Source organism: Ruminococcus sp. RTP21358st1_G6_RTP21358_211008, from assembly GCF_040908885.1.
Taxonomy (GTDB): Bacteria; Bacillota; Clostridia; order Lachnospirales; family Lachnospiraceae; genus Blautia_A; species Blautia_A faecis.
In genome coordinates, this window is the sequence record NZ_JBDGDM010000034.1 from 19,596 (window position 1) to 31,318 (window position 11,723).

12 protein-coding genes are annotated in these 11,723 nt (G+C 42.9%); 8 read left to right on the plus strand and 4 right to left on the minus strand.

Features of this window, described 5'->3' with window-relative positions; all coding sequences use genetic code 11:
- Positions 1–34 precede the first annotated feature (34 nt).
- Positions 35–1,267, plus strand: a complete 1,233-nt coding sequence (locus AB5Z12_RS13640; protein WP_330602697.1) for a hypothetical protein — start codon at positions 35–37, stop codon at positions 1,265–1,267.
- A gap of 68 nt (positions 1,268–1,335) precedes the next feature.
- Here AB5Z12_RS13640 and AB5Z12_RS13645 read toward each other — a convergent pair whose 3' ends face one another.
- The 3 genes from AB5Z12_RS13645 to AB5Z12_RS13655 form a co-directional block, all read right to left on the minus strand.
- Complete coding sequence (locus AB5Z12_RS13645) at positions 1,336–2,640, minus strand: serine hydrolase (protein WP_243880128.1); 1,305 nt, start codon at positions 2,638–2,640, stop codon at positions 1,336–1,338.
- Positions 2,641–2,705: 65 nt separating this feature from the next.
- The gene (locus AB5Z12_RS13650; protein ID WP_243880126.1) at positions 2,706–3,491 is read right to left on the minus strand and encodes an N-acetylmuramoyl-L-alanine amidase; all 786 of its coding nucleotides are present in this window, start codon (positions 3,489–3,491) and stop codon (positions 2,706–2,708) included.
- 135 nt (positions 3,492–3,626) lie between these two features.
- Positions 3,627–3,773, minus strand: a complete 147-nt coding sequence (locus tag AB5Z12_RS13655) for a DUF6783 domain-containing protein (RefSeq protein ID WP_308768448.1) — start codon at positions 3,771–3,773, stop codon at positions 3,627–3,629.
- A 270-nt stretch (positions 3,774–4,043) separates the two neighbouring features.
- Between AB5Z12_RS13655 and rpsL the strand changes: the two genes are divergently transcribed.
- From rpsL to tuf, 4 genes are all read left to right on the plus strand, one after another.
- Positions 4,044–4,463 (plus strand): 30S ribosomal protein S12, encoded by a 420-nt coding sequence (rpsL, locus tag AB5Z12_RS13660; protein WP_117854826.1) that lies wholly within the window; start codon positions 4,044–4,046, stop codon positions 4,461–4,463.
- 158 nt (positions 4,464–4,621) lie between these two features.
- Positions 4,622–5,092, plus strand: coding sequence for a 30S ribosomal protein S7 (gene rpsG, locus AB5Z12_RS13665; protein ID WP_207664929.1), 471 nt, complete (start codon positions 4,622–4,624; stop codon positions 5,090–5,092).
- Positions 5,093–5,109: 17 nt separating this feature from the next.
- On the plus strand, positions 5,110–7,233 hold the full coding sequence (fusA, locus tag AB5Z12_RS13670; RefSeq protein ID WP_226815287.1) for an elongation factor G: 2,124 nt from the start codon (positions 5,110–5,112) through the stop codon (positions 7,231–7,233).
- A gap of 155 nt (positions 7,234–7,388) precedes the next feature.
- The gene (gene tuf, locus AB5Z12_RS13675) at positions 7,389–8,582 is read left to right on the plus strand and encodes an elongation factor Tu (RefSeq protein WP_195380199.1); all 1,194 of its coding nucleotides are present in this window, start codon (positions 7,389–7,391) and stop codon (positions 8,580–8,582) included.
- 201 nt (positions 8,583–8,783) lie between these two features.
- Here the strand turns inward: tuf and AB5Z12_RS13680 are convergent, their stop codons facing one another.
- Positions 8,784–9,398, minus strand: coding sequence for a helix-turn-helix domain-containing protein (locus tag AB5Z12_RS13680; protein WP_070100139.1), 615 nt, complete (start codon positions 9,396–9,398; stop codon positions 8,784–8,786).
- Positions 9,399–9,557: 159 nt separating this feature from the next.
- Here AB5Z12_RS13680 and AB5Z12_RS13685 point away from each other — a divergent pair, with 159 nt between their 5' ends.
- The 3 genes from AB5Z12_RS13685 to AB5Z12_RS13695 all read left to right on the plus strand — a co-directional run bounded on the left by AB5Z12_RS13685 (position 9,558) and on the right by AB5Z12_RS13695 (position 11,688).
- On the plus strand, positions 9,558–9,752 hold the full coding sequence (locus tag AB5Z12_RS13685) for a hypothetical protein (RefSeq protein WP_055053915.1): 195 nt from the start codon (positions 9,558–9,560) through the stop codon (positions 9,750–9,752).
- A gap of 361 nt (positions 9,753–10,113) precedes the next feature.
- Entirely contained in the window at positions 10,114–10,929 is an 816-nt protein-coding gene (locus AB5Z12_RS13690; protein ID WP_173719246.1) for a hypothetical protein, read from the plus strand.
- Between the two features lie 69 nt (positions 10,930–10,998).
- Positions 10,999–11,688: a response regulator transcription factor gene (locus AB5Z12_RS13695; protein ID WP_019163079.1), complete on the plus strand. Its 690-nt coding sequence runs from the start codon at positions 10,999–11,001 to the stop codon at positions 11,686–11,688.
- The last annotated feature ends 35 nt before the right edge of the window (positions 11,689–11,723 follow it).

The following is an 11,723-nucleotide window of genomic DNA, read 5'->3' on the forward strand; positions in this document are numbered from 1 at the left end:
TAAGTAGTTGATTATAGGAAAATGAAGGTGATTTATGATGAAAAATCGTATGCAGGATCTTGATTTTGAACAGACAGTGGCATTTGATTCCGTAAAGGATTTTGAATTTACCAGAAGGGCCGCCCAGAGATTTCGTCAGGTAGTCAGTCTGGACGGATTTGAGGATGAAGATGCGGACGTTATTTTTCATTATTTATATAAAGAGATGGAGCTGGTTTCGTTCGGAGATCATTTGAAGAGATATATCTATGAAAGAGCCGGGATTGAGGAACCGTTTGGGGAAGTGCCTCAGGAGGTATACCGAGATATTGCAGTTGATTCTTTCCGGGAAACGTATACACCCAAGTCTATGAATCCTACTTCAACTAAGCTTCCTGCGTTGGTGAACAACTGGCTTACACAGGCCTCAGTAAAGCGCGAGACTGTATTTCTGCTGGGCTTCGGGCTTCGCATGAGCGCGGAGGATGTTTCTGACTTTTTGACAAGGGTGCTGAAGGAGCAGGATTTTGATTTCCATAATCCAGAGGAAGTGATTTACTGGTATTGTTATAGTAAGCAGCTTCCTTACAGCAAGGCAGAGGAATATAAAGAGAATTACAAATCCATGGAACCTGCAACAGATAAGGGGAAAGTGGCAGAAGTGATAGGCGGCGATTTTATCATAGATACAGAGGAAAAATTGCTGAAATATCTGGCATGCCTGAAAGCTGGCTGGGATGATCCCATGAATGAGAAGAGTCAGGCATTTCAGGAGTTCCTGCGCCTTCTGGAACACGCGAAGCAGATCATTGCGGCCATGTATCAGAAGGATGAGGAGGAGAAATGCCGGGATAAGATCTGGAAACCGGAGAATATTACTCCTTCTGATCTGGAGAAGGTAATCTGCAATGGTATTCCTATTAATAAGATGGGAAATCTAAAAAAAATGTCGGCCTCTATCCTGGCGAAACATTTCAGCCAGAAGAGATTCAGCAGACAGAGAATTACCAATATTCTGAATCACAAATTCCCGGTAGAGCGGTTTGATCTTCTTACGCTGGAGTTCTTTATCGTGTCTCAGGAGATGGAGGATGATGATCCCTATGACAGATACCACCATTTCATAGAGGAAGCGCAGAGAATTCTGAAAAAGTGTGGAATGAGCGAGATTTATATTGTGAACCCATATGAATGCTTCCTTCTGATGTGTCTTTTGACGGATTGTCCGCTGGCTGTTTTTTCGGAGATATGGGAAATGTCATATGAAGAGAATGGGGACGAGGAGTAAGCAGTTTCTTAATATAGAAATGCGCAGTGTTGTTTGGAGGCACTGCGCATTTTTAATAGCAATTAAGGTTAATCATTATAGTAGAGATAAATACTGCGGCTAAGCTGTGCAATTGTATTCTGGGCTTCTCCCGGGCTGGAGAGGTTCTGGGAAAGGAAGACGATGACCAGATCATTTCCGCCCTGTGCGTTGTACAGGATTCCGGCATCATTTTCTACATCGGAAAGCTCGCCGGTTTTGTTGGCAACGCTGACGCCCTCTGGCAGGGCAGCAGGAATCTTGTTGGTACGTTGCTGCTGTTTCAGAAGGGAATACATTTCTTCTGCATGTAAAAGGCTTGGCGTCTGAGTAGTACCAGAGCAGATCTGGTAAATTTCTTTTAGGAATTTTCCACAGTCATAGGCAGAAGTGTAATTATCTCCGAATTCGTTGCTGGCAAGAAGCAGTCGTCCCATGGAAGTATTTGTGTAGCCGTGAGACTGACAGAAACTGTTTACTTTCTGCATACCTGCAGTGCTGTCGCCACCTCCCAGGCAGGAAACCAGACTGTTTGCCGCGTCATTGTCACTGACGGTGATCATTGGTGTCAGATAGGAATCCAGGGTGGCAGAACCATACTGCTGGGACAAAGAATCATAATTCTCATATACTGCACCCATAATGAAAAGCTTGATCAGGCTGGCTGCCTGCATTGGAGAATCATTGATCGTAGCCTCTGAGCCGCCTGCAAGGTCACAAATATAAACACTCCAGGAACCGTTTGCCCCAGGAAGCTGGGATTGGATCTGAGTGACCAGAGTATCCATCTTTTCATCGGATTTGTTGTCAAAAGCAGAACTTCCGTGAGAGGGAGAGATGGTGCCGTCATCGTCAGAAAGTTCGGGGGTAATAGCAGTCATGGAAGAATCTTCTTTTTCCTGGGAAGTGCCATCTGTTGTTTGCGCGGAGTCGGAACCGGATGACTGGGAAGGACCTACTGGTTCTGCATTGGCAGCAGGAGTCTGATAAGGAACAGTTACTTCCTCCGGAGCTGGAGAAGACTGCACAGGACCTGCACTTTCTTTCCGGGAAGGTCCCTGGACAGAAGAAGCATCAGTAGAAGCTTCGCTGTCGGAACTTCCATCATCAGAAACAAAGCCGCTCTGGTCGGCGTCATCAGAAGTCTCATCACCAGAGGTAAAACTGAAAGTTTCACTGTCAGTGAAATCTTCAGTCTGATCTGTTGCTGAATCATTTTTTGCCAGATTAATACTGCTCTGGCTGTCCTTTCTGAAGAAAGTAAGGTAAAGAATGATAAGAATCAGTAAAGCAGCGACAATGCCAAGAAAAATCAGCAGATAAGAAGAGGTTTGTTTCTTTCTATTATTTTTCATAAGTTCTCCTTTCGAATCAATGAAATATCTGGAAGAGACATTATTTTATGGCAATAAATCCAGATTTATTTTTCCGCAAAATATGCATCAATCCCATCTGCGATTCCGGATGCCATTGTGTCCTGAAAATCCGGATCGCTCATTTTCAGATCGTCAGATTCATTGGTCATAAATCCCATTTCCACAATAGTTACCGGAATGGTGCTCCAATTAATTCCAGTCATATTGTCGGCATATGTTACGCCGCGGTTTTCAAATCCGGTTGCGTCACAATAGGCATCCAGAATGAACTGGGAAAGGATGTTGGAATCATCATAGAGCTGGGATACATAAGGATTGGAAGAGGAGGGGGAAATGGTAAGTGCACCGGCAGCAGAGGAAGACTCAGCACCATTGGCGTGGATGCGCACGCAAATATCAGCCCCCTGACCGGCTACATATTCAGCTCGCTCTTTATTGCTGATGGCAGTATCATTATCCGTTCTGGTGAGAACTGTCTGATAGCCACGGTCTTCCAGAATCTGCTGCAGCTTTAAAGAAACATCCAGATTTAGCTGGTATTCAGGCAGACCTGAAAAAGTTCCCTGGGTTCCTGTTGAGGCTTTGGCTTTCATTTCTGTGGAACCTGGACCAAGAGGTTCAAGGTCACTCATATCCACATTTGGACCCTGATGACCGGGATCAATACCGATTATATGTGACTGGGCTACAGGCGGTCCCTGAAGATCGTCAGTGGTCTCAGCACAGACAGTGCACAGATTTATAAGTCCTGCTCCGGAAAAAATCATGAGGCCAAATGCAAAAATCCGGGAGAATCTACTGGATTTAGCCACTGCTTTTTTGAAACACATATGTATACTCCTGTTCATGTTAATTTTTTTTTCGACTATTCAGCAGATTGTATTTCGAAAAGCAGGTACTGTAGAGGTGCTGAAAAGTTCTTGTTTCTTATTATAATAATGTGAAGCTGTGAATGCAATGTAAAGTTAAGTTTTCCTAGAGCGTGTTTGAAAAAGGCTTTCTGCAAGATGTGCGTCACAATTTGCGGTATATTTTACCCGAATTCGGTTACCGTAGCCCGCTAAGGCGCCCTCATCCGAGCGAAATCTCCCACAAATTGTGATGCAGATCACGGGAATGATTTTTTTACACGCTCCAGAACAGCAGTAAAAAATACATTATAATAAGAAGAAACCTATTTATAATTCACCGTGATAAATTGTAAAAACCTTGAAAAATAAGGAAAAATTGATGAAAAACACCTTGACAGAGATATGCAGACAGGATATAATCAAAAAGCGTGCGAAATAAGGCATTTTTTTCCGCGCTTACTAAGATAATAGCAACCGCAAGGAAACCCCATAGAACAATCTATGGAGAAATAAATCGGGAGGTGAAATGGAATGCCAACATTCAACCAGTTAGTAAGAAAAGGACGCCAGACAGCTGTTAAGAAATCTACAGCTCCGGCTCTGCAGAGAACTTATAACTCTTTAAGAAAGAAAGCAGTTGAGCAGTCTGCACCACAGAAACGTGGCGTTTGCACAGCTGTTAAAACAGCTACTCCTAAGAAGCCTAACTCAGCTCTTAGAAAAATCGCCAGAGTTCGTCTTTCCAACGGAATCGAAGTAACAAGCTACATCCCAGGAGAAGGTCACAACCTTCAGGAGCATAGCGTTGTTCTGATCCGTGGAGGAAGGGTTAAGGACTTACCTGGTACAAGATACCACATCATCAGAGGTACTCTTGATACCGCAGGTGTTGCTAACAGAAAACAGGCCCGTTCCAAATACGGCGCTAAGAGACCGAAAGTTAAAAAATAATCCATCCGTATTGCTGCGGAGACTATAGAGATTTGTACGGTATTCCATATACCCTGTCGGTTGCGGGTTAAATATAGGACCATTACCAGTGCGAACATGCAATAGTTTACTGCGTGAGTACCGATGAGATAATCAGGATGATTAAGGAGGGAAGTAACGTGCCACGTAAAGGACATACTCAGAAAAGAGACGTTCTGGCAGACCCGATGTACAACAATAAAGTTGTTACAAAGCTTATCAATAACATCATGTTAGATGGTAAGAAAGGTGTTGCACAGAAAATTGTTTACGGAGCATTCGCCAGAATGGAAGAAAAATCTGGCAAGCCAGCAATTGAAGTATTTGAAGAGGCAATGAACAACGTAATGCCTCAGCTTGAAGTTAAAGCAAGACGTATCGGTGGAGCTACTTATCAGGTTCCGATCGAGGTAAGAGCTGACAGACGTCAGGCTCTGGCTCTTCGCTGGATCACCATGTTCTCCCGCAAGAGAGGCGAGAAGACCATGGAAGAGAAACTGGCTAACGAGCTTATGGATGCAGCCAATAACACCGGAGCATCTGTAAAGAGGAAAGAAGACATGCATAAGATGGCTGAAGCAAATAAAGCATTTGCTCACTATCGCTTCTAATCAAGGAGGAAAATCCATTGGCTGGAAAAGAAGGTAGAGAATACCCGCTCGAGAGAACCAGAAACATTGGTATTATGGCTCATATCGATGCAGGTAAGACAACTCTTACAGAACGAATTCTGTACTATACAGGTGTCAACTACAAGATTGGTGATACTCATGAAGGTACTGCTACCATGGACTGGATGGAGCAGGAGCAGGAGCGTGGTATCACAATCACATCCGCTGCAACAACATGTCACTGGACACTGGAAGAGAACTGCAAACCGAAGCCAGGCGCTTTGGAGCATCGTATCAACATCATTGATACCCCAGGCCACGTAGACTTTACTGTTGAGGTTGAGCGTTCCCTTCGTGTACTGGATGGCGCTGTCGGCGTATTCTGTGCAAAGGGTGGTGTTGAGCCACAGTCTGAGAACGTTTGGCGTCAGGCTGATACCTACAATGTACCACGTATGGCATTCATCAATAAGATGGACATCCTTGGTGCAAACTTCTACGGCGCAGTAGAGCAGATCAAGACTCGTCTTGGTAAAAATGCAATCTGCCTGCAGCTGCCAATCGGAAAAGAAGATGACTTCAAGGGAATCATCGACTTATTCGAAATGAAAGCTTACATCTACAATGATGAGAAGGGCGATGATATCACTATCACCGATATCCCGGAAGACATGAAAGAAGATGCTGAGCTTTATCATACAGAACTGATCGAGAAGATCTGTGAGCTGGATGACGATCTCATGATGGAATATCTTGAGGGCGAAGAGCCAAGCACAGACAGACTGAAAGCAGCTCTGAGAAAAGGTACATGCGAGTGTACAGCTGTTCCGGTATGCTGCGGTTCTGCATATAGAAACAAAGGTGTTCAGAAACTTCTGGACGCTATCCTGGAGTACATGCCTGCTCCAACAGATATTCCACCAATTGATGGTGTTGACATGGATGGAAACCCGACCGTGAGACATTCTTCTGATGAAGAGCCGTTCTCCGCTCTGGCATTCAAGATCATGACAGACCCATTCGTTGGAAAACTTGCATATTTCCGTGTATATTCAGGAACAATGAATTCCGGATCCTATGTATATAACTCTACAAAGGGCAAAAAAGAGCGTGTTGGCCGTATCCTTCAGATGCATGCTAACAAGCGTATGGAGCTTGATAAGGTTTACTCCGGTGATATTGCTGCAGCTATCGGATTCAAATTCACCACAACTGGTGATACAATCTGTGATGAGCAGCATCCAGTAATCCTTGAGTCCATGGAGTTCCCGGAACCAGTTATCGAGCTGGCTATCGAGCCTAAGACAAAAGCAGGACAGGGCAAACTTGGTGAGGCTCTTGCAAAACTTGCAGAAGAGGATCCGACCTTCCGTGCACATACAGATCAGGAAACAGGACAGACCATTATCGCTGGTATGGGTGAGCTTCACCTTGAGATCATCGTTGACCGTCTTCTTCGTGAGTTCCACGTAGAGGCTAACGTAGGTGCTCCTCAGGTTGCTTACAAAGAGACAATCACCAAGGCTGTTGACGTAGACAGTAAATATGCTAAACAGTCCGGTGGTCGTGGACAGTATGGTCACTGTAAAGTTAAATTCGAGCCTATGGATGCCAACGGCGAAGAACTGTACAAGTTCGAGTCTACTGTTGTCGGCGGTGCTATTCCGAAGGAATATATCCCGGCTGTAGGAGAAGGTATCGAAGAGGCTATGAAGGCTGGTATCCTTGGTGGATATCCGGTTGTTGGTGTACATGCAAATGTATACGATGGATCTTATCATGAAGTCGATTCTTCTGAGATGGCATTCCACATTGCAGGTTCTCTTGCATTCAAGGATGCTATGCAGAAGGCAGCTCCAATCCTTCTTGAGCCTATCATGAAGGTTGAAGTAACCACACCAGAGGATTACATGGGTGATGTTATCGGTGATATCAACTCCCGTCGTGGTCGTATCGAAGGTATGGATGATATCGGCGGAGGTAAGATGATCCGTGGATATGTTCCGCTTTCCGAAATGTTCGGATATGCAACAGATCTTCGTTCCAGAACTCAGGGACGTGGTAACTACTCCATGTTCTTCGAGAAATACGAGCCAGTTCCAAAGAGTGTTCAGGAAAAAGTTCTGGCAAAGAAAGACTGATTTAACTACAGGCTGAATCAGGATTTCACATGAAACAATAAAAAGCTTGCAAATATCCTTGATTTGCAATATAATCAAGGATAGCAAGTTTAAAATCGATATGGCGCTCTATTTTTATAGAGAATGAGCCAACTAATCAAGGAGGACATTTTAAAATGGCAAAGGCTAAGTTTGAGAGAACAAAACCGCATTGTAACATTGGTACTATTGGACACGTTGACCATGGTAAAACAACTTTAACAGCAGCTATCACAAAAGTTCTTGCTGAAAGAGTTCCAGGAAACGTAGTAGAGAACTTCGAAGATATCGATAAAGCTCCAGAGGAAAGAGAGCGTGGTATCACAATTTCTACAGCACACGTTGAGTATCAGACAGAGAAGAGACATTATGCACACGTTGACTGCCCAGGACATGCTGACTACGTTAAGAACATGATCACTGGTGCAGCTCAGATGGATGGTGCTATCCTTGTTGTAGCAGCTACCGATGGTGTTATGGCTCAGACTAAAGAGCACGTTCTTCTTGCTCGTCAGGTTGGTGTTCCTTACATCGTTGTATTCATGAACAAATGTGATATGGTTGACGATGAAGAGCTTCTTGAGCTGGTTGAGATGGAGATTCGTGAGCTTCTTTCCGAGTATGACTTCCCAGGAGATGATATCCCGGTAATCAAAGGTTCTGCTCTTAAAGCTCTTGAGGATCCAGCTGGTGAGTGGGGCGACAGAATCATGGATCTTATGGATGCTGTTGACAGCTATATCCCAGATCCACAGCGTGACACAGATAAACCATTCGTTATGCCTGTAGAGGATGTATTCTCTATCACAGGACGTGGAACAGTTGCTACTGGTAGAGTAGAGGCTGGTGTTCTTCACGTATCTGATGAGGTTGAGATCGTTGGTATCAAAGAAGAGACTCGTAAAGTAGTTGTAACTGGTATCGAGATGTTCCGTAAACTTCTTGATGAGGCTCAGGCTGGTGATAACATCGGAGCACTTCTTCGTGGTGTTCAGAGAAACGAGATCGAGCGTGGACAGGTTCTTGCTAAACCAGGAACAATCACATGCCATACAAAATTCACAGCTCAGGTTTACGTTCTGACTAAAGACGAGGGTGGCCGTCATACACCATTCTTCAACAACTATCGTCCACAGTTCTACTTCAGAACAACAGACGTTACAGGTGTTATCAGCCTTCCAGAAGGAACAGAGATGTGCATGCCTGGAGATAACATCGAGATGACAATCGAACTGATCCACCCAATCGCTATGAGCCAGGGTCTTACTTTCGCTATCCGTGAAGGTGGACGTACTGTAGGATCAGGACGTGTTGCTACAATCATCGAGTAATCACTGACTAATATATATTGAGTACCGCAAGGTACATGTGTCCAAACGTAAGATACCCCGGAACCGTAAGGTTTCCGGGGTTTTTCTGTTGAGTAAAAAGTTTAAAATAAGGCTGTAAAGAATAGCGAATAAATTGAAAACAGGCAGGTATGGGAAGAAAATGAAAATCTTCGCATATCTGCCTGTGATACTGTTATGATACTATTTCTGTTCGTTATTGGAAAATTTCTGTGTTAAAAGTTCATCTCGTTTACGGATTCGTGTCTCAAAATCCAGTTCTTCAATTTCTTTATGGGTGACAGGTTTGGAAGTGTAGTATTCCAACGTCTGCTTTTTCCACATATCAAACATATCTTTGCCTGTGAAATAAGATTCCAGGCTTTCTCTGTTCTCCTGCAGATCAGCAAGAAAATTACACATATCTGCGTTTAAAGAATGTTCAGGATCATTTCCATAAAAGCGAAGTCCGGCATACCATTTCTGTGTTTCTGTTTCTATATCACCGGGAAGTTTATTATTTATATCCAGTTCATACCGGAGTTCATTGGATTCATTCATCTGCAGTAAAACCCAAAGAATATCGCTGAGAGTAGAAATCTGTACTTTATTTTCAGATAATCCAAATAACCAGTCCAGTGAGACATGAAATTTCTGAGCAATAGTCAATAACACATCATTGGAGGGAGTAACCACACCATTTTCATAACTGGATAAAGTTGACTGACGTATACCAATAGCTGCGGAAAAGTTTTTTTGATTCATCTTCAGATCAGTTCGCAGCTCTTTTATTTTTTCTGAAATAGATGATTCCTGCATATTATCCACCTCCTTAAAAGCTATGATTAGTATATCACAAATGATAAAAATCAACAATATAGAAAAATATCATTCATGATGATAAAAATTATTGACAATGATTATTTAAAATGATATAGTATCAGTGAAAATGATAATTATAGACAAGGAGGAAATGATATGCAGAGACAGAACTATATGATTACAGCGGAAGAAGTTGCAGAGAGCATGGGGATTTCACTTGGATATGCTTACAAGCTGCTTCGCAAACTGAACAAAGAGCTTGCAGATCAGGGATATGTAACCGTTGCGGGCAAGATACCGAGGGCATTCTGGGAAAAGAAATTTTATGGATATTCCCAGATTGCAATGTAGGGGGGAGAAAGTATGGCAGCGTACAAAGATGAAGAAAGAGGAACCTGGTATGGTATATGTGTGAGTGTGAGAGAAGAGATCGCTCTTTTACACTTTTGTATATATTAGAATAGCACTTTAGAAAGCACTATGGTAAAATAAGGTGAAGGTAAATCGGAATTGCAAATTTAGAAAAATTGTTGGTATTTGAAAAAAGACTGTAACCCTTAAGAGGCGAGAGTAAATATGGTTTATAGGAAATCTTGTGCTGTTACACTTTCTTGACATTTTCATGACTGTTCTAAGGATATTTTTACATTTGTCTGAGCTATACTTTAGCCATACCGAACAACCGGTAAATAAAAAATCAGGAGGAACTAAAATGATGAACAGATTATTCAAAAGAGGAACGGTAATAGCACTTGCAGCAGCAATGACTACATCCGCAGGTATTCCTGCCATGGCTGCCCAGAAGGAGACACTGGAGGAGACAGTGACTACATCAGAGGTAACACAAACAAATGTAGATTATGGTTCTCTCACTCAGAAGGAGATTGAAGAGTTTAACTCCATTTATGACCGACTTGACGCTATCGACAAAGAGGTAATGAAAGATGCAGATGGTCTTTCTGATGAAGATATCTATGCCAGATACGATCAGTATCAGGATGAAACCGATACCCTCATGGATCGCCTTGAGGAGCTTGATAAAAAAGCCGGGTGGATCGACAACGAGGAATATGAATATTCCGAGGATGAGTGTAATGCTCTGTATGATACAGGCAAGCTCACCGCAGAGGAAGCAGAACAGCTTCAGAAAGCATATGAAAGAATCGAAGAAATTGATGCGGAAGTGTGGACGGACGATGATCTTTCAGACGATGAGATCGAAGCCCGCTATGCAAAGTATGATGACGAGATTACATCACTGAACGCACAGATTGAAACGCTTGAAAAGAAAGCGGGTTGGTATGAGGGATACTATGGAAATTTGAGCGAAGATGAAGTCAATCAGCTTAACAGTATTTACAATAAAATTGATGCAATCTATGACAATATTTATAACGGCTCTGATAACCTCTCTGACGAGGAATTTGCTTCTCGCTATGCGAAGTATTCAGATGAGATTGATGCTTTGGAGGCACAGGCAATCGCTCTTGAAGCGAAAGCAGGTGGAACTAAAATACAGACATACTGATTTTGAAAGATATAATATGGGGAATCTCACAGAATTTCTGAGGGACTCCCCTCATGTGGGATTAAAGATATGGCAAAAAAAATCTATTTGGCAGATGATGAACAGGATATACGAGAAATACTCACAGAATTTTTATCCAATGCCGGATATGAGGTAACAGCATACAAGAATGGTGATACACTCTTTTCTGCTTTTCAGGAGAAGCCCTGTGATCTTGTTATTCTTGATATTATGATGCCGGGTTCAGACGGTCTTTCCATATGTAAAAAGCTAAGGACAATATCATCAGTTCCTATTATTATTTTGACGGCAAAGGATTCAGAGTCTGACCATATGAAGGGATTTATGTATGGAGGGGATGACTATCTGATTAAGCCATTTTCGCCGTCACTTCTTGTTGTCCGGGTAAATGCGTTGTTCCGAAGAGTTGAAATGAATATACCGGTAAAGGCAGATATTTCCTTTGGTGATGTGTGTTTTTCATGGGAGAAGCATAATGCCATTGTGAAAGAGCATGATATTGGTCTGACTATGACAGAATTTTCGCTTCTGGGATGTCTTATGGAACATGGTGGAACGGCAATCCCCCGGAATGAAATTCTCGACAAAGTATGGGGAATAGATTCTACGGAGATAGAAACCAGAGTTGTCGATGAGACAGTAAGAAGAGTCAGGCAGAAAATGAAGACCGCAGGCAGCAAAGTTCGCATTAGTGCTGTCTGGGGCTATGGCTATAAACTGGAGGATTGTAATGAATAAGACACGTTATAAAATTGCCACACTTACAGGTTCCG

Coding starts and splice junctions, on each gene's coding strand:
- AB5Z12_RS13640 (WP_330602697.1), top strand. CDS start 35: ATGATGAAAAATCGTATGCAGGATCTTGATTTTGAACAGACAGTGGCA.
- AB5Z12_RS13645 (WP_243880128.1), bottom strand. CDS start 2,640: ATGAAAAATAATAGAAAGAAACAAACCTCTTCTTATCTGCTGATTTTT.
- AB5Z12_RS13650 (WP_243880126.1), bottom strand. CDS start 3,491: ATGTGTTTCAAAAAAGCAGTGGCTAAATCCAGTAGATTCTCCCGGATT.
- rpsL (WP_117854826.1), top strand. CDS start 4,044: ATGCCAACATTCAACCAGTTAGTAAGAAAAGGACGCCAGACAGCTGTT.
- tuf (WP_195380199.1), top strand. CDS start 7,389: ATGGCAAAGGCTAAGTTTGAGAGAACAAAACCGCATTGTAACATTGGT.
- AB5Z12_RS13680 (WP_070100139.1), bottom strand. CDS start 9,398: ATGCAGGAATCATCTATTTCAGAAAAAATAAAAGAGCTGCGAACTGAT.
- AB5Z12_RS13685 (WP_055053915.1), top strand. CDS start 9,558: ATGCAGAGACAGAACTATATGATTACAGCGGAAGAAGTTGCAGAGAGC.
- AB5Z12_RS13690 (WP_173719246.1), top strand. CDS start 10,114: ATGATGAACAGATTATTCAAAAGAGGAACGGTAATAGCACTTGCAGCA.
- AB5Z12_RS13695 (WP_019163079.1), top strand. CDS start 10,999: ATGGCAAAAAAAATCTATTTGGCAGATGATGAACAGGATATACGAGAA.